General features: G+C 70.2%; 26 protein-coding genes. 19 read left to right on the top strand and 7 right to left on the bottom strand.

Annotated features, from left to right (window positions below):
• Positions 1-84: 84 nt before the first annotated feature.
• Positions 85-669: a CGNR zinc finger domain-containing protein gene (locus H976_RS0107855; RefSeq protein WP_081682743.1), complete on the bottom strand. Its 585-nt coding sequence runs from the start codon at positions 667-669 to the stop codon at positions 85-87.
• A gap of 67 nt (positions 670-736) precedes the next feature.
• On the opposite strand from H976_RS0107855, the gene H976_RS0107850 reads away from it, so the two are divergent.
• From H976_RS0107850 to H976_RS0107825, 6 genes are all read left to right on the top strand, one after another.
• Entirely contained in the window at positions 737-1,393 is a 657-nt protein-coding gene (locus tag H976_RS0107850; RefSeq protein ID WP_027861094.1) for an AzlC family ABC transporter permease, read from the top strand.
• Positions 1,390-1,692, top strand: a complete 303-nt coding sequence (locus H976_RS0107845) for an AzlD domain-containing protein (protein ID WP_027861093.1) — start codon at positions 1,390-1,392, stop codon at positions 1,690-1,692. The genes H976_RS0107850 and H976_RS0107845 overlap by 4 nt, the downstream gene beginning before the upstream one ends.
• Before the next feature lie 56 nt (positions 1,693-1,748).
• Positions 1,749-2,060, top strand: coding sequence for a GNAT family N-acetyltransferase (locus H976_RS0107840; RefSeq protein ID WP_027861092.1), 312 nt, complete (start codon positions 1,749-1,751; stop codon positions 2,058-2,060).
• 4 nt (positions 2,061-2,064) lie between these two features.
• Positions 2,065-3,531: an NAD(P)/FAD-dependent oxidoreductase gene (locus H976_RS0107835; protein ID WP_027861091.1), complete on the top strand. Its 1,467-nt coding sequence runs from the start codon at positions 2,065-2,067 to the stop codon at positions 3,529-3,531.
• A 108-nt stretch (positions 3,532-3,639) separates the two neighbouring features.
• Complete coding sequence (locus H976_RS0107830) at positions 3,640-3,921, top strand: hypothetical protein (protein WP_155918062.1); 282 nt, start codon at positions 3,640-3,642, stop codon at positions 3,919-3,921.
• 57 nt (positions 3,922-3,978) lie between these two features.
• Positions 3,979-6,426 carry a penicillin acylase family protein gene (locus tag H976_RS0107825; protein WP_027861089.1) on the top strand — a complete coding sequence of 816 codons (2,448 nt, stop codon included), beginning with the start codon at positions 3,979-3,981 and terminating at the stop codon, positions 6,424-6,426.
• Here H976_RS0107825 and H976_RS0107820 read toward each other — a convergent pair.
• The 3 genes from H976_RS0107820 to H976_RS0107810 are packed head-to-tail and all read right to left on the bottom strand — an operon-like array spanning position 6,423 to position 7,845.
• Positions 6,423-6,815 carry an arsenate reductase ArsC gene (locus H976_RS0107820; protein ID WP_027861088.1) on the bottom strand — a complete coding sequence of 131 codons (393 nt, stop codon included), beginning with the start codon at positions 6,813-6,815 and terminating at the stop codon, positions 6,423-6,425. The two genes, H976_RS0107825 and H976_RS0107820, sit on opposite strands and share 4 nt — an antisense overlap.
• Positions 6,812-7,489, bottom strand: coding sequence for an aquaporin (locus H976_RS25170; RefSeq protein ID WP_036225223.1), 678 nt, complete (start codon positions 7,487-7,489; stop codon positions 6,812-6,814). Before H976_RS25170 ends, H976_RS0107820 begins: the two co-directional genes overlap by 4 nt.
• Positions 7,486-7,845: a metalloregulator ArsR/SmtB family transcription factor gene (locus tag H976_RS0107810; RefSeq protein WP_027861087.1), complete on the bottom strand. Its 360-nt coding sequence runs from the start codon at positions 7,843-7,845 to the stop codon at positions 7,486-7,488. Before H976_RS0107810 ends, H976_RS25170 begins: the two co-directional genes overlap by 4 nt.
• Positions 7,846-7,924: 79 nt before the next feature.
• On the opposite strand from H976_RS0107810, the gene H976_RS0107805 reads away from it, so the two are divergent.
• Positions 7,925-8,392 (top strand): ArsI/CadI family heavy metal resistance metalloenzyme, encoded by a 468-nt coding sequence (locus tag H976_RS0107805; protein WP_027861086.1) that lies wholly within the window; start codon positions 7,925-7,927, stop codon positions 8,390-8,392.
• A 121-nt stretch (positions 8,393-8,513) separates the two neighbouring features.
• On the opposite strand, the gene H976_RS0107800 is transcribed toward H976_RS0107805, so the two are convergent.
• Positions 8,514-9,218: a hypothetical protein gene (locus H976_RS0107800; RefSeq protein ID WP_027861085.1), complete on the bottom strand. Its 705-nt coding sequence runs from the start codon at positions 9,216-9,218 to the stop codon at positions 8,514-8,516.
• 178 nt (positions 9,219-9,396) lie between these two features.
• Here H976_RS0107800 and H976_RS25165 point away from each other — a divergent pair, with 178 nt between their 5' ends.
• Together H976_RS25165 and H976_RS0107790 are read left to right on the top strand one after the other, a co-directional pair.
• Entirely contained in the window at positions 9,397-10,575 is a 1,179-nt protein-coding gene (locus H976_RS25165) for a sensor histidine kinase (RefSeq protein WP_051276430.1), read from the top strand.
• Positions 10,572-11,237: a response regulator transcription factor gene (locus H976_RS0107790; RefSeq protein WP_027861084.1), complete on the top strand. Its 666-nt coding sequence runs from the start codon at positions 10,572-10,574 to the stop codon at positions 11,235-11,237. Before H976_RS25165 ends, H976_RS0107790 begins: the two co-directional genes overlap by 4 nt.
• A gap of 1 nt (position 11,238) precedes the next feature.
• Here H976_RS0107790 and H976_RS0107785 read toward each other — a convergent pair whose 3' ends face one another.
• Positions 11,239-12,507 carry an MFS transporter gene (locus H976_RS0107785; RefSeq protein WP_027861083.1) on the bottom strand — a complete coding sequence of 423 codons (1,269 nt, stop codon included), beginning with the start codon at positions 12,505-12,507 and terminating at the stop codon, positions 11,239-11,241.
• Entirely contained in the window at positions 12,504-13,025 is a 522-nt protein-coding gene (locus H976_RS0107780) for a hemerythrin domain-containing protein (protein WP_051276427.1), read from the bottom strand. The genes H976_RS0107785 and H976_RS0107780 overlap by 4 nt, the downstream gene beginning before the upstream one ends.
• 77 nt (positions 13,026-13,102) lie before the next feature.
• Here H976_RS0107780 and H976_RS0107775 point away from each other — a divergent pair, with 77 nt between their 5' ends.
• The 10 genes from H976_RS0107775 (at position 13,103) to H976_RS25145 (ending at position 22,435) form a co-directional block, all read left to right on the top strand.
• A complete protein-coding gene (locus tag H976_RS0107775; RefSeq protein WP_027861081.1) occupies positions 13,103-13,456 on the top strand; it encodes an MmcQ/YjbR family DNA-binding protein in 354 nt (117 codons plus the stop codon).
• 61 nt (positions 13,457-13,517) lie between these two features.
• Complete coding sequence (locus H976_RS0107770) at positions 13,518-13,925, top strand: molybdopterin-binding protein (protein ID WP_027861080.1); 408 nt, start codon at positions 13,518-13,520, stop codon at positions 13,923-13,925.
• On the top strand, positions 13,922-14,695 hold the full coding sequence (modA, locus tag H976_RS0107765; protein WP_027861079.1) for a molybdate ABC transporter substrate-binding protein: 774 nt from the start codon (positions 13,922-13,924) through the stop codon (positions 14,693-14,695). Before H976_RS0107770 ends, modA begins: the two co-directional genes overlap by 4 nt.
• A gap of 29 nt (positions 14,696-14,724) precedes the next feature.
• Positions 14,725-15,525, top strand: a complete 801-nt coding sequence (locus H976_RS25160; protein ID WP_036225220.1) for an ABC transporter permease — start codon at positions 14,725-14,727, stop codon at positions 15,523-15,525.
• Complete coding sequence (locus H976_RS25155; RefSeq protein WP_081682741.1) at positions 15,522-16,649, top strand: sulfate/molybdate ABC transporter ATP-binding protein; 1,128 nt, start codon at positions 15,522-15,524, stop codon at positions 16,647-16,649. The genes H976_RS25160 and H976_RS25155 overlap by 4 nt, the downstream gene beginning before the upstream one ends.
• A 179-nt stretch (positions 16,650-16,828) precedes the next feature.
• Entirely contained in the window at positions 16,829-17,494 is a 666-nt protein-coding gene (locus H976_RS0107750; protein ID WP_196803999.1) for a GAF and ANTAR domain-containing protein, read from the top strand.
• 300 nt (positions 17,495-17,794) lie between these two features.
• Complete coding sequence (locus H976_RS0107745; RefSeq protein WP_027861077.1) at positions 17,795-19,708, top strand: penicillin-binding transpeptidase domain-containing protein; 1,914 nt, start codon at positions 17,795-17,797, stop codon at positions 19,706-19,708.
• Positions 19,705-20,286, top strand: a complete 582-nt coding sequence (locus H976_RS25150) for an NUDIX hydrolase (RefSeq protein ID WP_051276423.1) — start codon at positions 19,705-19,707, stop codon at positions 20,284-20,286. Before H976_RS0107745 ends, H976_RS25150 begins: the two co-directional genes overlap by 4 nt.
• 45 nt (positions 20,287-20,331) lie before the next feature.
• The gene (locus tag H976_RS0107735; protein WP_027861076.1) at positions 20,332-21,246 is read left to right on the top strand and encodes an oxygenase MpaB family protein; all 915 of its coding nucleotides are present in this window, start codon (positions 20,332-20,334) and stop codon (positions 21,244-21,246) included.
• A complete protein-coding gene (locus H976_RS25145) occupies positions 21,215-22,435 on the top strand; it encodes an MFS transporter (RefSeq protein WP_231388828.1) in 1,221 nt (406 codons plus the stop codon). The genes H976_RS0107735 and H976_RS25145 overlap by 32 nt, the downstream gene beginning before the upstream one ends.
• The last annotated feature ends 34 nt before the right edge of the window (positions 22,436-22,469 follow it).

Raw genomic sequence — 22,469 nt, 5'->3', positions numbered from 1 at the left:
GGCAGGCAGTACTTTGCCCGCCAGCCCCCAGAATCAGCCGCCAGCCCTGACCGATACGTCCGGCCACTGACGGCGCGGGAGGCGCTAGGCCTGACGAGGGCTGTTCACGGAGCGGGCGGCGTGACGCCGCACCCGTTCGCGGTTGCCGCAGTCCTCCGAGCTGCACCAGCGCCGCCGGTGGCCACGGCTGGTGTCGACGTAGGCCCACCCGCAGGCGGGGTCGCCGCAGAGACGGATCGGACCGGGAGGATCGCTCAGCTGGTCGAGCAGGTCCAGCGCGACCCGGCGCGCCGGCGTACGTCGGTCCAGGGCCGTGACCTGCCACGCCACCCGATCACCGATCGGGACCAGGACACTGTGCTGGAGAGCGTCCCTGATGGCAGCCTCGAGCGGGGGCAGCCGCGGCGGGTCGGCGTCGACCAGGTGCGCGGTCAGCGTCTCTCGCAGCGCGACGAGAGGCGTGCGCACGTCGATCCCCGCCAGCGTGCGCGTCTCCGACGCGGTGAGCACGCCCGCCCGCTCGCACCAGACCAGCGCGTCCGACGGGTCGACCAAGTGGTCCTCCAGGCGGGCGGCGTCACCCCTCCAGCTCACCGTGTTGACGAGGTCCAGGCACGGCCGACCGCCGACCAGCCGCACCGTCGCCACGCGAGAACCCACTGTGGACACACGAAGATACTAATGGCTTTACAGGCTGATGGCCATTAGTTAACGTCGATCTCGGAGGTGGTGTCACATGTCGTCGAGCAAGGCCCGGGCGGTGCGCGCGTCTGCGACGCTCGCGCTGCCGACTGCCGCCTTGGGCGTCACGTTCGGGGTGCTGGCCGCTCCTGTCCTCGGCGCGGGTCCTGTCATCGTGATGTCCGCCGTCGTCTGGTCCGGTGCTGCCCAGTTCGGTGCGTTGACCGTGCTCACCGGCGGCGGGGGTGTTGCCCTGGCTGCAGGGACGGCACTGCTGGCCAACGCCCGTTTCCTGCCGATGGGCTTCGCCTTCGCGCCGTCGCTGTCGGGTTCGCCACTTCGTCGAGCACTCGCCGGGATGCTGGTGGTCGATGCCTCCTTCGCCCTCGCGCACCGCGGTGAGGGCAGGTTCGACGCCGAGGTCGTGGTGTGGTCGGCGCCGCTCCAGTACGCCGGCTGGGTGCTCGGCACCGTCGTCGGGGCGCTGGGTGCCTCGACGCTGGCCGATCCGGGTTCGTGGGGACTCGATGTGCTCTTCCCGGTCTTCTACCTCGGGCTGCTGGTCCCGGAGCTGCGCACCGCTGGGCGGCAGCTCGTCGTGGCAGCGACAGCCGCCGTCGTGGCCCTGGCGCTGGTGCCGGTCACGCCCGAGGGTGTGCCGGTCCTCGCGGCCGCGGCGACAGCTCTGCTCGGACTCAAGGATGCGGCATGACCTGGGTGCTGGTGCTGGTGCTGGCGACCGGGACGATCGCCCTGAAGGTGGTGGGCCCGACTCTCGCCGGCGGCGTCGAGCCTCCGCAGGCGCTGACGCGCGTCATCGCGCTGCTGACACCCGCGTTGCTCACCGGACTCGTGGTCACCAGCACCTTCTCCTCCGGCCACGACCTGGTCATCGACGCCCGTGCCGCCGGGGTCGGCCTGGGGCTGGTGCTGCTCCTGATCCGGGTGCCGCTCGTGGTGGCGCTGATCGCCGCGAGCGTCGTCGTCGCGGTGGTCCGGATGCTGACCTGACTCGGGTGCCGGGACCCGCGCACGCGGCCGCTTGACCCGGTCGCGAGGATGGACGCATGGCAGACGTGCAGGTGAAGAAGAACGAGGACGCCCACCGCTACGAGGCGTACATCGACGGCGAGCAGGTCGGCTTCGCCGAGTACCAGCTGACCCACAAGCTCATCGTGTTCACCCACACCGAGGTCGATGACCGGTGCGAGGGGATGGGGGTCGGCTCGACGCTCGCCCGCGAGGCCCTGGACGACGTACGCCGCGAGGGCACGCACGAGGTCGTGCCGCTGTGTCCGTTCATCAAGTCCTGGATCGAGCACCACCCCGACTACCAGGACCTCGTGCACGTCGCACCGCACAGCACCGCCAAGGACTGATCGGGTGGACGTCGACGTGGTGGTCGTCGGAGCCGGGCTGTCCGGGATCGGGGCGGCGTACCGGCTGCAGACCGAGTGCCCCGACCGCACCTTCGCCGTGCTCGAGGCCCGTGACGCGATGGGCGGCACCTGGGACCTGTTCCGCTACCCCGGCGTGCGCTCCGACTCCGACATGTTCACCCTCGGCTACCAGTTCAAGCCCTGGACGGCGGAGAAGTCGATCGCCGACGCCGACACCATCCTCGGCTACATCCACGAGACGGCGGCCGAGTTCGGCATCGAGCAGCACATCCGCTACCGGACGAAGGTGGTCGGCGCCGACTGGTCGAGCGCGGACGCCCAGTGGACCCTCCGGCTCGAGACGCCGGACGGACCACGCACGATGACGTGCGGCTTCCTCTACTCCTGCGCCGGCTACTTCGACTACGACCGGGGCCACACCCCGGAGTTCCCGGGCCTCGAGGACTTCGAGGGCGAAGTGGTCCACCCGCAGTTCTGGCCCGAGGACCTGGCGTACGACGACCAGCGGGTCGTGGTCATCGGCAGCGGCGCGACCGCCGTGACGCTCGTGCCGGCGATGGCCGAGCGGGCCGCGCACGTCACGATGCTGCAGCGCAGCCCGACCTGGATCGGCGCCGTCCCCGGTCGCGACAAGCTGGCCGACACGTTGCGCGAGAAGCTGCCGCCCAAGCTGGCCCACCGGGTCATCCGGGCGAAGAACATCCTGTTCACGCTGGGCTTCTACAACTTCTGCCAACGGTTCCCCGACCGAGCGCGGTCGATGCTGCTCGGACTCACCACCAAGCAGCTGCGCGATCCCGCGATGGTGGAGGAGCACTTCACTCCGACGTACGACCCATGGGACCAGCGGTTCTGCGCCGTACCCGACGCCGACCTGTTCCGCTGCATCCGGCACGGCGACGCCGAGGTGGTCACCGACCACGTCGACTCGTTCGTGCCCTCCGGGATCCGGCTGAAGAGCGGCCGGGTGCTCGAGGCAGACCTGGTCATCACGGCGACCGGCCTGACCCTCAAGCCGTTCGGCGGCATCGCGCCGTCGGTCGACGGGGAGACCGTCGACCTGCACGACCAGTTCGTCTGGCAGGGCGCGATGCTCACGGGCATCCCCAACTTCGCGGTCTGCATCGGCTACACCAACGCGTCCTGGACGCTGCGCGCCGACCTCACCCACCGCCTTGTCTGTCGCGTGCTCAACCACCTGTCGCTCCACGACCTCGCCGCCGCCGAGCCGAAGCCACGCGGCGAGCTCGAGGAGCGCCCCCTCCTCGACCTGACCTCCGGCTACATCCAGCGCGCCATCGACCAGTTCCCGCGGCAAGGAGACCGCGGCCCCTGGCGGGTGCGCCAGAACTACCTGATCGACTCGGTCACCACCCTCAACCGCCGCCTCGCCTCCTCGATGGTGTTCACCCCGCGGAAGACCCAGGACGTCATACGAATTGATGCCTAGAGCGCTCGATTCGTATGACGTACCACAGCTCGCGCCCACTCACCCGACCAAGGGAGACCATCTGTGCGCCGCCGTCGCGACAAGGAACTGACACTGGACCAGCAGATCATGAACCTTGAAGAGCGACTGGAGCTGTATGCCGCCCTGGAGACCGTCCTCGCAGACCCCCACGACCTGCTCGAGGTGATGCTCGCGTCCACGGACCCGGACGCTGCTGTGCCCGCCCTGCGGAGCCGCTTCGGGATCTCGGAGATCGCGGCACGGGCCGTGCTGGACGCGCAGTTCCGCCGGGTGACCTCTCGGGAGCGCGCCCTCATCACAGAGGGGTGCGACGAGCTGAGGGCCCACCTCGAGACGCTGCGACGACAGGTGGCGGACACCCAGCCGTAGCACCCGTCCCGTGAGACAGCCGTGTAACCCGCTCGCGAGGTGACCCGTTGACTGCACATGTCCACGAAGCGACCCTTGATCGCCGCTGCTCTGACGCTCGGGCTGGCGCCGGCGCTGCTCTCCGTCGTGGTGCCGTCGGTCACCGGCGGGGCGGCGGCCGCGACGCCGACGTACCAGGCCACCATCACGCGCACGCAGCACGGCATCCCGCACATCACGGCGCGCGACTTCGGCTCGCTCGGCTTCGGGTCGGGGTACGCCGCCGCGGGCACCTCGATCTGCACGCTGGCCGACACGGTGCTGACGGGGCGTGGTGAGCGGTCGCGCTACCTCGGCCCGTCGGCGACGTACGACGACCAGGTGTCCATGACCGGCACCAACCTCCAGATCGACACGCTGGTCACCGACCTGCACGACCGCAAGGTCGTCGAGAAGCTGCTGGCCTCGAAGGCCGGCCCCAGCGCCCAGGCCCGGCAGATGGTCGACGGGTACGCCGCCGGCGTGAACGCCTGGTTGAAGAAGGTCGGTGGCGCGTCGAAGATCACCGACCCGAGCTGCCGCGGTGCGGCGTACATCAAGCCCAACGCCACGGGCCTCGACATCTGGTACGGCGTCTACCTGGCCAACCTGATCGCCTCGACCGGCCACTTCGTCCCGCAGATCACGAGCGCGACGCCGCCGAGCGCCAGCGACCCGGGCATCCCGCAGCTGCCGGTGAACGCCTCCTTCCAGCAGGCGCCCCGACAGCTGCCCGACAAGGACAAGCTGATGGCCGCGCTGGGCAAGGACCCGCACTCGCCGTTCGGCTCCAACGCGACGGCCATCGGTGGGGACGACACCACGACCGGACGCGGCGAGCTGCTCGGCAACCCGCACTTCCCGTGGCGCGGCCGCTACCGGTTCACCCAGCAGCAGCTGACCATCCCGGGGCAGTACGACGTCGCCGGTGCCAGCCTGATCGGCTCTCCGGTGGTGAACATCGGCTGGAACAAGGACGTCGCCTGGAGTCACACCGTCTCGACGGCCTACCGGTTCACGCCGTACGAGTACCAGACGCTGCCTACATCTCTGGGGGGCACCCCGACCTCGTACCTCACCACCGACGGCGTCAAGCAGCTCGACAAGCGCGACGTGCACGTCACGGTGAAGAACGCCGACGGCTCGCTGTCGACGGTGACCAAGAACCTCTACCGCACCGACCAGGGCTACGTCGTCGACGACCCGGACACGTTGATGAACTGGACGCCGACCAGCTTCTTCGCGATTCGTGACGCCAACGGTGAGCAGCTGCGCACGATCGACACCTTCCTCGACATGGGCAGGGCCACCGGCGTACGCGACCTGTTGGCCCGGCAGGACAAGGGAGGCGGGATGCCGTGGGTGAACACCACCGCCGCCGACCGTGCCGGCAACGCGTTGTACGCCGACCACTCCGTCGTACCCAACGTCTCCAACGCCGTCGCCCAGAAGTGCATGACGCCGATCGGCCGTGTCCTCTTCCAGGTCGCCGGACTACCCGCCCTCGACGGCACCCGCGCGACCTCGGACTGCAGCTGGGGCACCGACTCCGACGCGCAGCGGCCCGGCATCTTCGGACCGAAGAACCTGCCGGCCACGGTGCGTCGCGACTGGACGATGAACGCCAACGACTCCTACTGGCTGCCCAACCCGGCCCAGAAGCTCGAGGGGTACGCCCGGATCATCGGCTGTGAGAAGTGCCAGCGCACCCTGCGCACGAGGATGGTCGACCACTACGTGATCGACGCGCTCGCCACGGGCAAGATCAGCCCGACCACGCTGCGCGGCTTCGAGCACCAGAACCGCGTGATGGGCGCGGAGGTGATGAGCCAGAACGACGACCTGGTCAAGGTCTGCGAGGCCGCCGACGGAGGGGACGCCTGCCCGGTGCTCGCGGCCTGGGACAAGCACTCGAACATCGACAGCCGTGGCAACCAGATCTTCGAGGAGTTCGTGACCCGGCTGCCGACGGTGTCGCTGCTCGGCACCGAGGCCTACTGGCAGGTGCCGTTCGACCCGAACGACCCGGTGAACACGCCGCGCGACCTCGACGAGAACAACCCGCAGGTGATCCAGGCGATGAAGGACGCGATCGCCTACCTGCGCAACAAGTTCGTGCCGATGAACGCCACCTGGGGCTCGCTCCAGGTCGCCGGTGACACCGGTGCCCCGCCGATCCCGCTCGGTGGTGGGCTCGGCGACGAGGCCGGCAACGCCAACGCGCTGGCCTCGCGCAACCCGGTGACGAACAGTGCGAAGTACAAGCCGATCACCTACGGCTCCTCGCACATCCAGGCCATCTCGTTCCTCGACAACGGCGGCCTCGACACGAAGACGATCCTCACCTACGGCCAGTCCGAGGACCCGACGTCGCCGTGGTCGAAGGACCAGACCGAGCTGTTCGGCAAGAAGCAGTGGGTCAGCTTCCCGTTCACCCCCGCGCAGATCAGCAGCCAGCAGATCTCGAAGCAGACGGTCACCGGCTAGGCGAGCTCCTCCACCAGCCGCTCGACCCGACGGCGGATCTCGTCCCGGACCCGTCGTACGACGTCGAGGGGCTGGCCGGCGGGGTCGTCGAGGACCCAGTCCTCGTAGCGCTTGCCGGGGAAGTAGGGACACTCGTCGCCACAGCCCATCGTGACGACCACGTCGGCCGCCTGCACCGAGTCGGGGGTGAGCACCTTGGGCTGCTCGCCGGTGAGGTCGATGCCCTCCTCGGCCATCGCCTCGACCGCGACCTGGTTGACCTGGTCGGCGGGCTGGGAGCCGGCGGAGCGTACGTCGATCCGGTCACCGGCCAGGTGCTGGAGGTAGCCGGCCGCCATCTGTGAACGGCCGGCGTTGTGGACGCACACGAACAGCACCGTCGGCCTCATCGGACGACCTCCGGGACATGGGCGGCGAACAGGAACCGCACCAGACCGAGGGCGAGCACCCCGCCGATCAGCTGCATCAGCACGAACATCGGCACCGACGACGGAGCGATGCCGGCGAAGGTGTCCGAGAACATCCGGGCCACCGTGACGGCCGGGTTGGCGAAGCTGGTGGAGCTGGTGAACCAGTAGGCCGCCGCGATGTAGCCGCCCACGACCAGCGCGACCGACTCGGGTCGTCCGCCACGCAGACTGCCGAAGACCAGCAGCACCAGTCCGACCGTCGCCACGACCTCGCCCAGCCAGATCCCGCCACCGGATCGCTCGTGGCCGGACCAGCTGACCGCGTCGAGGTCGAACATCAGGTTGGCCAGCACGGCACCGATTGCTCCGCCCACGAACTGGGCGGTGACGAGAGCGCCGGCCTCGCGGCTGCCGATGAGGCCGAGGGCCCGCTCGACCAGCGTGACCACCGGGTTGAAGGAGGCGGAGACCGGTTGCAGGGCCAGGATCAGCGCCACCAGCACGGCTCCGGTGGCCAGGCTATTCTCGAGCAGCTGCAGGCCGGTGTCGTGCGGACTGAGCCGTTGGGCGGCGATCCCGGATCCCACGACCGCCATCACCAGGAAGGCGGTGCCGACCAGCTCGGCGACCGCTCGACGCGCGAGTGGGTTCACGCCGTCACGCCGCCGAGGAGGGTGCTCAGGTCGGCCAGCGCTTCGGAGCGCACGCGGTAGTAGACCCAGACGCCGCGCTTGCTCCGGTCGAGCAGCCCGACCTCGTGGAGCACCTTGAGATGGTGGCTGATGGTCGGCTGCGAAAGGTCGAAGGCGTCGTTCAGGTCGCACACGCAGGCCTCCTGGTCGGCGTACGACGCGACGAGTGAGAGCAACCGCAGACGCACCGGATCGGCCAGCGCCTTGAGCAGCGGCGTGATCCGCGACGCCTCGTCGGCGCCGAGGGGCTGCTTGAGCAAAGGGGAGCAGCAGGCCACCTGCTCGGTCGGGGTGAGCAGCAGGGATGACTTCGACATGCATCTATATTGACAGATGTCTATGTCAGGTGCCACTCTCCCACACATAGACATCCATCTATTTGTTCAGGAGCAGCCCATGTCCCGTCTCCAGCTCGCCCTCAACGTCGACGACCTCGAGCAGTCGATCGCCTTCTACACCAGCCTCTTCGGCACCGAGCCCGCGAAGGTCAAGCCCGGCTACGCCAACTTCGCGGTCGCCGAGCCGGCCCTCAAGCTGGTGCTGATCGAGAACCCCGGTCGCGGCGGCTCGTTGAACCACCTCGGTGTCGAGGTCCCCGACACCGACACCGTCGACACCGAGCAGCGGCGCCTCGCCGGAGCCGGGCTCGCCTCGGTCGACGAGCGCGACACCACCTGTTGCTACGCCAAGCAGGACAAGTTCTGGGTGGAGGGCGCCCCGGACGGCGAGCGCTGGGAGATCTACACCGTCCTCGAGGACACCCAGGAGTTCGGCCAGCACGCCGGCGAGAACGAGATGACCGAGCCCTCGTCCGACAGCTCCACCTCCTCGACCTCCTCGACCTCCCCCGTCTGCTGCGCTTAGCTCGCCGACCGGGCACTTCTGGTTGCGGCGAGTACGCCGAGAGGGCACTTCTGGTTGGTCGTGCCAACCAGAAGTGCCCTCTCGAGGCGATGTCGCCAACCATTACTGCCCGGTCGGGGGGCTAGCGGCGGCCGATTCCGAACCGGACCCCTGCCCGCTGGAAGAGGCGGAGGCCGATCATCGCGAAGGGGGAGAAGCCGACCAGCACGGCGAGGGCGGAGAGCTTCGGCAGGTCCCAGGGGACGAAGATCAGGCCCGCGAACCCGGCCACGAAGATGGCCGGGTTCCACCAGGCCAGCACGCCGGCTCGGGCCAGGCCGACCAGCAGCAGGATGGTGCCGAGCAACGAGGCCATCTCGAAGCCGTTCCACAACGGCAGCAGCGAGGAGTCCTTGAACCCGGCGAACACCCTCGCGGCCTGGTCGATCGGGACGTGCTGGGCCAGGGAGAGGTTCCACCAGTCGCTGAGCAGCATGCCGGAGACGTTGGTGAACCCGAGCGCGGTGAGGATCGCGCCGAGCACGGTCAGCCGGCTGCCCTTCGGCCCGCGCACCAGCGAGGCGGCGGCGAGCACGCCGAGGCCGATGAGCAGGTTGCCGTAGTGCAGGAACAGGGCCGAGACCTGTGTGATCGTGCCGTCGCGGCCGAGCGAGGTGATGTAGTCGACGTCAGTGGTCCCGACCGCGGGCGGCGAGGTCCACATCCCGGCGGCCCAGAGGATCGGTCCGGCGACGAGGGCGGCGCCGGCGGCGATCCGCAGGGTGCGGCTGCCGGTGGCGCGCTCCTCGGTCGTGGTGGCGGTGGGGGCGAGAACCGTTGCGGTCATGGTGGTGATCCTGTTCGTGAGGTGGTGCGTGACGATCAGGACTCTTCCGCCGCCCGGGGTCGTCCCGGATCCGTCGTGACGGACCGATCGAGCTCCTCCTCACGGGGGAGCACGCCACCGGCAGGTCTCCTTCGCGAGAAGGATCCGCGAGCGGCGTACCCCTTCTAGGCTCTGCGGCATGCTCGATCGCATCCGTAGCAGCCGGCGCGTCTTCCCACTCCTCGCCGCGCCGGTGTTGGGTGTCCTCGGAGTGGTCGAGGCCTCGGCCGACCCCGAGTTCCGCGAGACCTTCTGGCAGCTCGCGGCGGTCGCCGCGTGGCTGGCCGGTTCCTTCGTGGTCGCCGCCTGGTGGCCGTCGGTGGGTGCCGTGCTGGTCTCCTGCTTCTACCCGCTCACCGCCCTCCTCGACGCGCCCGGCCCCGGCGGCACCGGACTGATCGCGGTGATGCTGGCCATGGGCTACGTCGGGTACGCCGCTCCGCCCCGTCGTTCGCTCGTCGCCGTCACGGTCGGAGTGGTGATCTTCGTGGTGACCAGCTGGACGGTGGAGGGCTTCTCCTGGGACACGGTCTTCTTCCCGGCCGTCTTCTACCCCGCTCGCTGGGCCGGCCGCCTGGTCAGCCGCGAGCGCGAACGCAGCGCCCAGCTGGTCGAGCTGACGGCCCTGCTCGACGCCCAGCGCGAGACCGCCGCGCAGGCCGCGGCGCAGGAGGAGCGCACCCGGATCGCCCGCGAGGTCCACGACGCCGTCGCCCACTCAGTCAGCGTGATGACCCTCCAGATCGGGGGCCTTCGTCGTCAGCTCGGCGACGTCCTGACCGACCGTCCCCAGGAGTACGACGTGCTGCTCGGCCTCGAACGACTCGGCCGCGAGACCGTCGAGGAGCTGCGTTCGCTCGTCGGCATCCTGCGCGAGCCCGGCCACACCGACGCCTCGACCGCACCGGTGCCGTCGCTCTCTCGGGCCCAGGACCTCGTCGCCGATGTGCGGGCGGCCGGTCTCGAGGTCGACCTCGAGGTGGGCGGCACCCCGCGCGAGCTGCCCCGCGCCCTCGACCTCTCCGCCTATCGGATCCTCCAGGAGGCGTTGACCAACGTGCTCCGGCACGCCCCCGGCAGCCGAGTGCGGGTGGTCGTCGATTACGCCCGCGACGGGGTGCAGCTCAGCGTCCGGGACGACGGCCCCCGCGCCTCTGGACAGCCGCGGCTGGCCACCGAGGCGGCCGGTGGCCACGGGATCGTCAGCATGCGCGAGCGGGCACAGATGTTCGGCGGCACCCTCGAGGCCGGACCGGTCGACGGAGGCTTCGAGGTGCAGGCTCAGCTGCCGACCGCGCGGATGGCGGCGGGACGATGAGCGACCCGATCCGGATCGTGCTGGTCGACGACGAGGCGATGGTGCGTGTCGGCCTGCGGATGGTGCTCTCCGGCGAGCCCGATCTCGAGGTGGTCGGCGAGGCGGGTGACGGTGCCGAGGCGGTCGACGTCGTGCTCGAGAGTCGACCCGACGTCGTACTCATGGACGTGCGGATGCCCCGGGTCGACGGCATCGAGGGATCGCGCCGCGTGCTGGCTGCGGCTCCGGACGTGAAGGTCGTCGTGCTCACCACCTTCGACGAGGACGAGTACGTCGAGGCGGCGCTGCGCTCCGGGGTGAGTGGGTTCCTGCTCAAGGTCGCGCCGCCCGAGCGACTGATCGACGGCGTCCGCACGGTCGCCGCGGGGGGCGGCCTGCTCGATCCGGCCGTGACGGTGAGAGTGATCGAGTCCTTCGCCTCGACGTCACCGACACGTACCCGTCGCGCCGGGGTGCTGGAGACGCTCACCGAGCGCGAGCGCGACGTGCTGCGGCTGATCGGTCGCGGCATGTCCAACGCCGAGATCGCCGCCGAGCTCTACCTCGGCGAGACCACGGTGAAGACCCACGTCTCCAGCCTGCTCGGCAAGCTCGGCCTCCGCGACCGGGTGCAGGCGGTGGTCGCGGCGTACGAGACCGGCCACGTGCGCCCGGGCGAGTGACTCACGACCTCGCGGCCGCCACCACCTTGTAGCGGACGAAGGCCGGGAAGGCGACGGCGGCCAGCACGGTGGCGATCACCACGAGCACGCCGCCTCCGGCAGCCGTGGCCGCGGCGCCGATCGATGCTGCGACCGCGCCGTGTGCGACGTCCGCGATCCGCGGGCCGCCGACGACCACGACGGTGAAGACGCCCTGGAGCCGACCGCGCACCGCGTCGGAGGCCGCACTCTGCAGCATGCTGGTGCGGAAGGCAGCCGACGCCATGTCGGCCGCGCCGCCGATCACGAGCATCAGCACCGCCGCCACCAGCATCGGCCACTTCCAGGTGTCGGCGAACATCACGGCGACGCCGAAGCCGACCATGGCCAGGCCCCACACGATGACGGCGGCGAGTACGGCGACCCCCTGGCGCTCGACGCGGGAGACCCAGCCCGAGAAGACTCCGCCGATCACCGCTCCGATGGGGATGCCGGCGAACAGCAGGGCGAACACGATGCCGCCGCTGTCGGGACCGCCGAAGTTGACGTGGGCGATCTCGGGGAACAGCGCCCGCGGCATGCCGAAGACCATCGCGATGATGTCGACCAGGAACGACATCAGCAGCACCGGTTGGTCGCGCAGGTAGCGCAGCCCGTCCAGCACCGCCCCGATGCCGAGGCTGCCGGTCGTGCCCTCGATCGGCAGCGGCGGCAACGACAGCACCGCGAACAGCGTCGGGATCAGCGTGAGCGTGTCGATCAGGTAGAGCCACGGGAAGCCGAAGACGGGGATGAGCGCGCCGGCGATCAGTGGTCCGCCGATGGCCCCGGCCTGCATCACCGTCATGTTCAGCGAGTTGGCGGCCGGTAGCAGGTTGAGCGGCAGCAACCGGGGGAGTACGGCGCTGCGGGTCGGCTGGTTGACCGCAAAGAACGCCTGCTGCACCGAGAACAGGCACAGCAGCAGCCAGACGTTGGTGGCCCCCGACCAGGCCTGCAGCCAGAACAGGGCACTCGTCGTGATCAGCCCGATCGTCGTACAGACCAGCAGCGTGCGCCGGTCGAAGACATCAGCGAGCGCGCCGCCCCAGAGTCCGAAGACCACGAGCGGGACGAGCCCGAAGACACCGGTCAGCCCGACGTACGCCGAGGAGTTGGTCTGCGCGTAGATCTGGGCCGGGACCGCCACCACCGTGAGCTGGGCACCGACGACCGTGACGATGTTGGCGGTCCACAGGCGACGGAAATGCCGATCACGCAGTGGTCGGGTGTCGGCGAGGAAGGACCTCAAGACTTGGCGACGAGCGCGCGCACCTGCTCGACGCTGCCGCAGCCTTCATCGAGCATCCGGTTGCGCTCGGCCAGCCAGGCGGCGCCGAGCGCCGCGCGGTCGTCGGCGGAGACCTCGTCGCGCGCGGGGTTCAGGATGTCGCGCTCCTCCTCGTCGAGGTGGTGGAGCAGGGTCTCGCTGAACTCGTGGATGTGGTCGCTGAAGTCCTCGTCGTAGAGGTCGTCGGCCTCGAGCAGCGGGAGCAGGGTCTCGTAGCCCTCGTCGTGCTCCTTCTTGCCGTGCTCGGCCTCCTCCTCGTCGATCGCGTCCTTGCGCTCGAGCTGGGGGTAGACCTCGCTCTCCTCGGCCTCGCCGTGCGCGACGAGGAGCTCGGCGATCTGCCGGCGGAGGGCGTCGCGGTCGTTCTGGTCGTTGCGGAGGTCGCGCAGCAGGGACTCGAAGCGCCGGTGGTCGTCGAGGATCAGCTCGACGACGTCGCCCTGCTCGGGGCGCGGGATCGAGGAGGAGGGGTTCGCCATGGCTTGAAACTATCCAGATCCGATCACCTCAACCCGACCGGCCATCGGAACCGGGAGGGCGTCCTAGAGTCGGCTCCATGACGCCGGAGGAGATGCTGGAGCACTGCCTCGCCAAGCCCGGTGCGTGGCCCGACAACCCCTGGGACCACGAGCACCCGGTGGTCAAGGTCCACGACAAGATCTTCGCGTTCATCGGCGGCGACCGCGTCGGCGTGAAGTCCGGGCCGAACCGCGAGGTGGCCGACGAGTGGCTGGACCGCTACCCCGACGAGGCCAGCGTGATGGCCTACATCGGCCGGTCGGGGTGGAACAACCTGGCGTTCGGCGGCGCGATCGACGACGACGAGCTCTGCGAGGCGGTCGACGAGTCCTACCGGCTCGTGGTCGGCAAGCTGGCGAGGAAGCACCGACCCCCGGGCTGGGACGGCTGACCTTTCCGCATCTGCGGGACCAGCGCTGGTAGCGGACCGCAGATGCGGCTACAGTCCGGCTGTGACGACGTACCGGGTCAAACAGGCAGCCGAGCTGCTCGGCGTCAGTGACGACACCGTCCGACGCTGGGCGGAGTCCGGTCGGCTGAGTACGACGACCGAGAACTCCCGCCAGGTCGTCGACGGCCAGGACCTGGCCCGACTCGCCCAGGAGCTGGCCCTCACCGGTGAGCACCACGATCCCGGACCGGTCGTCCAGGCCTCCGCGCGCAACCGGTTCGTCGGCCTGGTCACCCGGGTCGTCCGCGACACCGTGATGGCGCAGGTCGAGATCCAGGCCGGACCACATCGCGTCGTCTCACTGATGAGCCGGGAGGCCGCCGACGAGCTCGCGCTCGAGCCGGGCGTCCTCGCCATCGCGTCGGTCAAGTCCACCAACGTCGTCGTCGAGCTGCCGGAGAAGCAATGAGGCTCCGTCCTGCCATCGGCGTGGCCGCGGTCGTGCTCACGCTCTCCTGCCTCGCCGCTTGCGGCGGCGGTGACGACGGTGACGGCGGCGAGGACCACGTGACGCTGCACGTGTTCGCCGCCGCCTCGCTGACCGAGACCTTCACCACCCTCGGCCAGCAGTTCGAGAAGGAGCACCCGAACACCAAGGTCGAGTTCAACTTCGGCCCGAGCTCGGGTCTGGCGGAGCAGATCACCGGCGGCGCCCCGGCCGACGTCTTCGCCTCGGCCAGTCCCAGCAACATGGACACCCTCGTGCAGAGCGGCGACGCCAGCGACCCGAAGGATTTCGCGAAGAACAGTGGTGAGGTCGCCGTGCCGCCGGACAATCCGGCCGGGATCGTCGCCGTGGGGGACCTCGTCGGTCAGGGGGTCAAGGTTGCGGTCTGCCAGCCACAGGTGCCGTGCGGCAAGCTGGCCGACGCGATCTTCCTCGACAAGCTCGGACTCGACCTGAAGCCCGCGACCGAGGAGGTCGACGTGAAGTCGGTGCTCACCAAGGTCGAGCTCGGTGAGGTCGATGCCGGCGTGGTCTACGTGACCGACGTGAAGGCGGCCGGCGGGAAGGTCAAGGGAATCGAGATCCCCGACCACCAGAACGCCTCGACCGCCTACCCGATCGCCACCCTCGGGAACTCCACGCACGAGAAGCAGGCGCAGGAGTTCGTCGACCTCGTGCTCTCCGACGACGGCTCGAAGGTGCTCACCGAGGCCGGCTTCGCCCGGCCGTGACGCGCCCGTGACCCGACCGTGACGCGCCCGTGACGACCCGGCAGCAGCGCACTCCGTGGCCCTTGGGGCTCCCCGCCCTGGTCGGCGCCGTGCTGCTCGTCGTGCCACTGGTCGGGCTGCTCGTCCGCGCGCCCTGGGACGGGCTGACCCGGATCCTCGGGACCGAGGAGGTCCTCGACGCCCTCTGGCTCTCGCTGTTCTCGGCCACCCTGGCCATGCTGATCTCGCTCGTGCTCGGCGTACCCCTGGCCTGGGTGCTGGCGCGCTCGACGATGCCGGGCCTGAGGTTGCTGCGGGCACTGGTGACGCTGCCGCTGGTGCTGCCCCCGGTGGTGGGTGGCGTGGCACTCCTGCTCGTCCTGGGTCGCAACGGGCTGGTCGGCCAGTACCTCGACTCCTGGTTCGGCATCACCCTGCCGTTCACGACCGCAGCCGTCGTCATCGCCGAGACCTTCGTGGCGATGCCGTTCCTGGTCATCGCGGTCGAGGGCGCGTTCCGTTCCGCCGACCAGGGGTACGACGAGGCCGCCGCGACTCTCGGGGCCAACCGGCTGACCGTGTTCCGCCGGGTGACGTTGCCGCTGATCCGGCCGGCGCTGGTCGCCGGGGCGGTGCTGTGCTGGGCCCGGGCACTGGGGGAGTTCGGGGCGACGATCACCTTCGCCGGAAACCTGCAGGGGGTCACGCGCACCATGCCGCTCGAGGTCTACCTGGCCATGGAGACCGATCCCGACGCCGCCGTGGCGCTCTCGCTCGTGCTGCTGGCGGTCTCGGTCGCCGTGCTGTTCGCGCTGCGCGGCCGCTGGGTCGGCGGGGGAGGGGCCGCATGAGCGCCACGGGACAGAGCTTCGCGGACCTCCGCGCCGACGGCCTCTACGTCGAGGGCGGGGTGCGCCGTGGGAGCTTCGAGCTCGACCTCTCCCTCGAGGTCCGGCCCGGGGAGGTCCTCGGGGTGCTCGGCCCCAACGGCGCCGGCAAGTCGACGCTGCTCCGGGTGGTGGCCGGGCTCGAGGAGCTCAGCCGGGGCGCGGTCGGGGTCGGCGTCCAGGCCTGGCAGCAGCCCGGCCTGTTCGTCCCGGCCGAGCAGCGCCGCGTCGGGGTCGTCTTCCAGGACTATCGGCTCTTCCCGCACCTCGACGTCCGCGACAACGTGGCCTTCGCTGCCCGGTCGAGGGGCAGCGGACGGGCGGCGTCGAGGGCGCACGCGCAGCAGTGGCTGGAGCGGCTCGGTCTGGCCGAGCTGGCCGGTCGACGCCCGCACCAGCTCTCGGGGGGCCAGTCCCAGCGGGTCGCACTGGCACGGGCGCTCGCCCTCGAGCCGGAGGTGCTGCTGCTCGACGAGCCGATGGCCGCGCTCGACGCCGGAGCGCGGATCGACGTACGCACCTTCCTGCGGGCGCACCTGGCCGACTTCGCCGGGCCCGTCGTGCTGGTCACCCACGACCCGCTCGAGGCGATGGTGCTGGCCGACCGGGTGCTGGTGCTCGAGGCCGGACGGGTGGTCCAGCAGGGGACGCCGGCCGAGGTGGCCCGTCGACCGGCATCGGCGTACGTCGCCCGGCTGGTCGGGCTCAACCTCTGGATCGGCACCCTCGGCGCCGACGGACTGGTGGGTCTCGACGACGGCGGTGAGCTCGCGGTCGCCACCGAGGCGCCCCAGGGCAGGGTGCTGGTCTCGCTGCGGCCGAGCGCGATCACGGTGCACACCGAGCATCCCGAGCACACCAGCACGCGCAACGTCTGGCCCGGCCGGGTGACCTCGATGGAGGTGCTCGCCGACCGCGTGCGGTTGCAGCTCACCGGGGCCCCGGACGCCCTGGCCGACGTCACCCCGGCGGCAGTTGCGGAGCTCGACCTCGAGGTCGGCCGCGAGGTCTGGCTCTCGGCCAAGGCCACCGAGGTCGAGGCGTACGCCGACCACGCTCAGCCCAGACGTGCAGGTCAGCTGGACTAGTGCCATCTGGTGCGGGGTCCGGGTATCGACCAACCGTATGACGCCGATTCCGGCCGCCATGCGATCATTCGGTGTCCGTCGGACTCAAGAACCTGGGAACGACCTCTGGCACGACAAAGAGGGACTGCTCGAAAATGCCCACCCCGATTCCGCCTGAACTCCTCACCGCGTTCCGGTCCATGGCCGAGATCGTCTACTCGGGTGAGTCCTACGACTCCGTCTACGAAGCCGTCTGCGCCACGGCGGTCGAGCTCGTCGACGGCTGCGACCACGCCTCGCTGATGCTCCGCCGCGGGGGTCGCATCGAGACCGTCGCCGCGTCCGACGACGTCGCCCGCCGCATCGACGAGCTCGAGAAGGAGCTCGGTCAGGGCCCCTGCCTCGACGCCATCGACGAGGACGAACCCGACCAGCACATCTGCCCAGACCTGACCGAGGGCAGCAACTGGCCCGAGCTCGCAAGCAGGATCAAGGGCGAGACGAACGTCGAGGGGATGGCGGGCTTCCGCCTGCGCCAGGACGGCAAGCGGGTCGGCGCCCTCAACGTCTTCAGCGATGATGCCGGTTCCCTGACCGAGCACTCGCTGGACCAGGCGATCATGCTGACCGCGTTCGCCTCGGTCACGCTCGCCGCTCTCGAGCGCGGCGAGGAGGCCACCACCCTGCGTCGCGGCCTCGAGAGCAACCGTGAGATCGGCAAGGCCGTCGGCCTGCTGATGGCCATGCACGACATCGACGACGACCGTGCCTTCGAGATGCTGGCCAAGGTCTCCCAGGAGATGAACGTGAAGGTCGCCGAGGTTGCGGCCCAGGTCGTCGCGCACCACCGGCGCAAGGAGAACTGACCCAGTCAAAACTCGTGCGTGTCATTTCCCCGCGCACGGGGTACACACTGGCTCGGAGGTCGAGACGACGGCCGTTCGCGACTGTGCGGCGTACGTCGGCCCCGCTCTCGGACACGCTCCGCGCGAGCCCTGCGTCCGCCGCACGACCGCGACAGCACGGACCTGGCATCCGCTGAGACCTGTGTCGCGCCGGCGGCCCCATTCCGCCGTCGGCCGACCGGCGCGGCACAGACCACAGGACGCAGCGACGTGGCCGGAACCGATTTGTCTCGCTCGATCGCGCGTGGTCGGATCGACCGCATGCGTCCCACCGTCGTACGACGAACCGCTGCGTCCGCGTGTGCCGTGCTGCTGACCGCCGGGCTCACCGGTTGCAGCGTCCCCGGCTTCGGCGGCCCCGATGCCGACAGTGCCATGGACACGCTCGCCAAGGCCATGGCGTCGGGAGATCTCGGGGCGGTCGACTTCACCGGCGGTCGGGCCGGGGCCAAGCAAGCCGCCTCGGCGTACGACGACCTCACCCGGGGCATCCGTGGTGACTCCGAGGCCAAGGTCTCGGTCGGTCGAGTCTCCACCGACGGGGACTCCGCCACCGGTCAGCTCGACTGGAGCTGGCAGGTCGGCCCGAAGACCTGGTCCTACGACACCACCGTGCGGCTCAGCAAGGGTTCGACCCCCGACGGCGACGCCTGGCTGGTGAAGTGGCAGCCCACCATCGTCGAGCCGTCGCTCGAGGACGGCGAGCGCCTCGTCGAGACCACCGTCCGGGGCGAGCGCGGCCCCATCCTCGGCTCCCGCGACCAGCCCCTCGTCACTCCCCGGCCGGTGCGGCACGTCGGGCTCGACAAGACCGGGTTGACGGCGGCCCAGGCCACCGACTCGGCCGAGCGGCTGGCCACGCTGCTGGACATCGACGCCAAGGACTTCCTCAAGCGGGTCAAGGCATCGGGACCCAAGGCCTTCGTCGAGGGCATCGTCTATCGCGAGCAGGACGCTCCGGCTGCGGTGATGGGTGCCCTCTCCGACATCAAGGGCGCGGGCGTGGTCTCCGGGACCCTTCCGCTCGCACCCTCCAAGGACTTCGCGGCCGCGATCCTCGGCACCGTCGGTCCGGCCACCGCGGAGCTGGTCAAGGACAGCAAGGGACGGATCAAGGCCGGCGACGAGGTCGGGCTGTCCGGCCTGCAGAAGAGGTACGACGAGCAGCTGTCCGGGACTCGCGGCGCGACCGTCGTGGCGCTGGACGAGAAGTCCCAGCGTCGTACCCTCTTCACCGCCGACGCCCAGGCCGGTCGGCCCCTGCACACCACCCTCGACCTGAAGACGCAGAACGCCGCCCAGCGAGCGCTCGCGAACGTCGGACCGGCCAGCGCCCTGGTCGCCATCCGGCCCTCCACCGGCGACCTCGTCGCGATTGCGAGCGGACCGGGCTCGAAGGGCTACAACACCGCGACCTACGGCCAGTACGCGCCGGGCTCGACCTTCAAGGTGGTCAGCGCGCTCGCCCTGCTGCGCGCCGGCCTGACCCCGCAGTCGCGGGTCGAGTGCCCACCGACGACCGTCGTGGACGGCAAGCGGTTCAAGAACTACGACGACTACCCGTCCTCGGGCTTCGGGTCGATCACCTTCGAGGACGCGCTCGCGAACTCCTGCAACACCGCCTTCATCGGCCAGCGCGGCAAGCTGGGGCAGACCTCGCTCGCCGACGCCGCGGCAGCGCTGGGCTTCGGGGTCGACCACGACACCGGGTTCCCGACCTTCTTCGGCAAGGTCGGGCCGCCGGCCAGCGAGACCCAGGCGGCGGCCAGCATGATCGGCCAGGGCACCGTGCTGGCCTCGCCGATGGCGATGGCCACCGTGGTGGCCTCGGTGCTCAAGGGTTCCGCCGTGCTCCCGCGGCTGCTGCCCGACGTCGAGGTCCAGTCGACGCAGCCGGCCAAGCCGTTGACGGCCGAGGAGGCCGGCCAGCTGCGGACCATGATGCGCGCCGTCGTCGAGCGCGGCAGCGGTGTCGCCCTCAAGGACCTCCCCGGAGGGCCCGTGATCGCCAAGACCGGCACGGCCGAGTTCGGCGACAAGCCGCCGCTCCCGACGCACGCCTGGATGGTCGCCGGCCGGGACGACCTCGCCGTCGCTGTCTTCGTCGAGCGCGGCGCCTCCGGGTCGGGGACCGCGGGGCCGGTGCTCGAGCAGTTCCTGCGCGAGGTCAGGTGAGCCAGTCGGAGCCGGAGTCCACGCCCGAGGGGGAGGTCCGCACCTTCCGCCCGGTCGACCCGCCCAGCCGGCCACGGCGCCGGCGTCGGACGGCGCGGGTGCTGGTCGTCGACGACCTCGGCCGGATGCTGCTGTTCTCCGACTCCGACCCGGGTCTTCCGGGGCTGCGCTGGTGGATCACCCCGGGCGGCGGTGTCGAGCCCGCCGAGTCCGACCTCGAGGCCGCCGTGCGGGAGCTCCGCGAGGAGACCGGGCTGACGGTCGCCGCCGAGGACCTGATCGGTCCGCTGGCCCACCGGCACGTGGTGCACGGTTACACCGACGTCATCGTGGAGCAGGACGAGGTCTTCCTCGGGGTGGTCGTGGCGCCCTTCGACGTCGACGTCGCGGGCCACACCGAGGAGGAGCGGCTCACCATGACCGAGCACCGGTGGTGGACCCGTGAGGAGCTGGCGTCCACCAGTGAGTCGGTCTGGCCGACGGTCGTCGGGGACCTCTGGGACCGGATGGAGACCGGCGGCGAGGCCGTCGACCTCGGTCGGCAGGAGGAGTCGACGGTTCCGGTGGTGACGCCGTAAGGTGACGTTGACAGATTCACTGTCAACGTCAGACGAGGTGTTCCCGTGCGGCGACGCAACCACTGGGCCGAGCGCAGTGAGCAGCTCGACCCCGTGCGCGACTGCCACGAGATCAGCCTGCACGTCTCGGCCTACGACTTCCCGTGGGACAACCTTCAGGCGCTGTCGTTCGCGCTGTTCCGCACCTACGCCGTGCCCTCGATCGGCCGGCTGCTCGACGAGACCGGCGAGTTCACCGATCGCGTGCAGAAGAGGTACGACGACACCGGGCTGCTGCTCGAGGAGGTCCAACGGCACGGGCTCGGCAGCGGCCGCGGCCGTTCCGCCGTACGCCGGATCAACCAGATGCACGCCATGTACGGCATCAGCAACGAGGACTTCCGCTACGTGCTGTCCACCTTCGTGGTGGTGCCCAAGCGCTGGATGGACGACCACGGCTTCCGATCGATGACGCCGAACGAGATCGCGGCGACCACCAACTACTACTCCGACCTCGGCCGGCACATGAACATCAAGGACCTGCCTGCGGACTTCGACGGCTTCGAGAGGCTGCTCGACGACTACGAGCGCGAGCACTTCGCCTTCGACGAGGGCGGGCGACGGGTGGCCGACAGCACCCTCGACCTGATGACCACGTTCTGGCCCAACAGCTGGGCGCCGAAGTGGGCGGTGCGCCGGTTCGCCTTCTCGCTGATGGACGAGCCGCTGCTGCGCGCCTTCCGCTACCCGGTCCCGGGAGGCCTGGAGCGCGGCTTCTTCCGCGGCGCGATGCGGCTGCGGGCCCGGCTGCTCCGGCTGTTCCCGGCCAGGTCGAAGCCCAAGTGGGTCAGCACGTACGGTTACTACCGCACCTATCCCGCGGGCTACGAGATCGGCGACCTCGGCACCTTCCACTCCCGTGGGCCGCACGCCACCACGTCGGAGAGCCGTGAACAACAACCCGGTGAAGCGGTCTCCTGACGACCTCGCCGTCCCGAAGGTCACCAGCGGCTCCACCCGCGACTTCCTGGCCGTGGCCGTCCTCTTCCTGGGCAACGGCCTCGTCGTCGGCACCTTCGGCGGCTCGCTGCCCGGACTCCGCTCGCTGCTCGACCTCGGCCCCGGCCAGATCGTCGGCGTCCTCGTCGCCGCCGGCATCTTCGCCGTCGCGTCGATGAACCTGAGCGGACCGCTGTCGGACCGCTTCGGTGCGCGCGTCCCGAGCATGGTCGGTGGCGGCACGATGACCGCAGCCGGGGTGGTGATGGGTCTGGCACCGAACTACCCCGTGCTGGTGCTCGGAGCCGCGCTCTTCGGGCTCGGCAACGGGGCGATGGACGTCTCCATGAACACACTCGGCGTGAGTGTCGAGCAGGCCAGGCGGCGACCGGTCATGAGCCGGCTGCACGCCTGCTTCTCGATCGGCGGCTTCGTCGGCGCCCTCGTCGTGGTGGTGCTCGGCCGGCTGCTCAGCGACGACGTCACGAAGTGGTCGCTGTGGACGGGGTCCGCGCTGATGCTGGTCCTGCTGGTGGGGGTCTACCCGATCACGCCGCAGTCCCCGAGGCGGCGCTCCGAGGACGGCGCCTCCGGCGAGATCCCCAAGGTGGCCTGGCTGCTGGCGGCGATGGCAGTCTGCTTCGGGCTCACCGAGGGCACCGCGGTCGACTGGTCCTCACTACACGTGACCGACGTCGGCAACGTCAGCCCGTCCACCGGGGCCTGGGGTCTGGCCTGCGTGAGCGGGTTCATGGTGGTGATCCGGCTGTGCGGCGACTACGTGGTCGAGCGACTCGGCCGGCCCTTCGTCGTACGGACCGGGTCGGCGTGTGCCCTCGTCGGCTACCTGTTCACCGTCTTCGGCAGCGGGCTCGCGGTCATCCTGGTCGGCTGGTGCCTCGTCGGTCTCGGTGTCGGACTGGTCGCCCCCCAGATCTACGGCCTGGCCGGGCACGTCGGCGGAGGTCGAGGACTGGCCGTGGTGGTCAGCTTCGGGTACGCCGCCTTCCTGATCGGTCCGGCGATCATCGGCTTCGTGGTCTCGCACTCCGACCTGCAGCGCGCCATGCTCGTGCCGGTGGTGACGGCGGTCGGACTGATCGTGATGTCGGCCCGGTTGCCGGCCGATCCCACCGAATCCCCCACCGAATCCACGGCCGACGCTGCCTGAAGCGCTGGCCGGAACACACCTGCCCTAGCATCTG

Source organism: Marmoricola sp. URHB0036, from assembly GCF_000426045.1.
In the GTDB taxonomy this organism is placed as follows: Bacteria; Actinomycetota; Actinomycetes; order Propionibacteriales; family Nocardioidaceae; genus Marmoricola.
Note: the sequence above shows the minus strand (reverse complement) of the source record. Positions and strands in the feature narration are given on the sequence as shown.

What these genes read in the sequence shown, in the direction of transcription:
- H976_RS0107850 (WP_027861094.1), top strand. Translation starts at nt 737, where the DNA reads ATGTCGTCGAGCAAGGCCCGGGCGGTGCGCGCGTCTGCGACGCTCGCG.
- H976_RS0107845 (WP_027861093.1), top strand. Translation starts at nt 1,390, where the DNA reads ATGACCTGGGTGCTGGTGCTGGTGCTGGCGACCGGGACGATCGCCCTG.
- H976_RS0107840 (WP_027861092.1), top strand. Translation starts at nt 1,749, where the DNA reads ATGGCAGACGTGCAGGTGAAGAAGAACGAGGACGCCCACCGCTACGAG.
- H976_RS0107830 (WP_155918062.1), top strand. Translation starts at nt 3,640, where the DNA reads ATGAACCTTGAAGAGCGACTGGAGCTGTATGCCGCCCTGGAGACCGTC.
- H976_RS0107825 (WP_027861089.1), top strand. Translation starts at nt 3,979, where the DNA reads ATGTCCACGAAGCGACCCTTGATCGCCGCTGCTCTGACGCTCGGGCTG.
- H976_RS0107820 (WP_027861088.1), bottom strand. Translation starts at nt 6,815, where the DNA reads ATGAGGCCGACGGTGCTGTTCGTGTGCGTCCACAACGCCGGCCGTTCA.
- H976_RS0107810 (WP_027861087.1), bottom strand. Translation starts at nt 7,845, where the DNA reads ATGTCGAAGTCATCCCTGCTGCTCACCCCGACCGAGCAGGTGGCCTGC.
- H976_RS0107805 (WP_027861086.1), top strand. Translation starts at nt 7,925, where the DNA reads ATGTCCCGTCTCCAGCTCGCCCTCAACGTCGACGACCTCGAGCAGTCG.
- H976_RS0107800 (WP_027861085.1), bottom strand. Translation starts at nt 9,218, where the DNA reads ATGACCGCAACGGTTCTCGCCCCCACCGCCACCACGACCGAGGAGCGC.
- H976_RS25165 (WP_051276430.1), top strand. Translation starts at nt 9,397, where the DNA reads ATGCTCGATCGCATCCGTAGCAGCCGGCGCGTCTTCCCACTCCTCGCC.
- H976_RS0107790 (WP_027861084.1), top strand. Translation starts at nt 10,572, where the DNA reads ATGAGCGACCCGATCCGGATCGTGCTGGTCGACGACGAGGCGATGGTG.
- H976_RS0107780 (WP_051276427.1), bottom strand. Translation starts at nt 13,025, where the DNA reads ATGGCGAACCCCTCCTCCTCGATCCCGCGCCCCGAGCAGGGCGACGTC.
- H976_RS0107775 (WP_027861081.1), top strand. Translation starts at nt 13,103, where the DNA reads ATGACGCCGGAGGAGATGCTGGAGCACTGCCTCGCCAAGCCCGGTGCG.
- modA (WP_027861079.1), top strand. Translation starts at nt 13,922, where the DNA reads ATGAGGCTCCGTCCTGCCATCGGCGTGGCCGCGGTCGTGCTCACGCTC.
- H976_RS25155 (WP_081682741.1), top strand. Translation starts at nt 15,522, where the DNA reads ATGAGCGCCACGGGACAGAGCTTCGCGGACCTCCGCGCCGACGGCCTC.
- H976_RS0107750 (WP_196803999.1), top strand. Translation starts at nt 16,829, where the DNA reads ATGGCCGAGATCGTCTACTCGGGTGAGTCCTACGACTCCGTCTACGAA.
- H976_RS0107745 (WP_027861077.1), top strand. Translation starts at nt 17,795, where the DNA reads ATGCGTCCCACCGTCGTACGACGAACCGCTGCGTCCGCGTGTGCCGTG.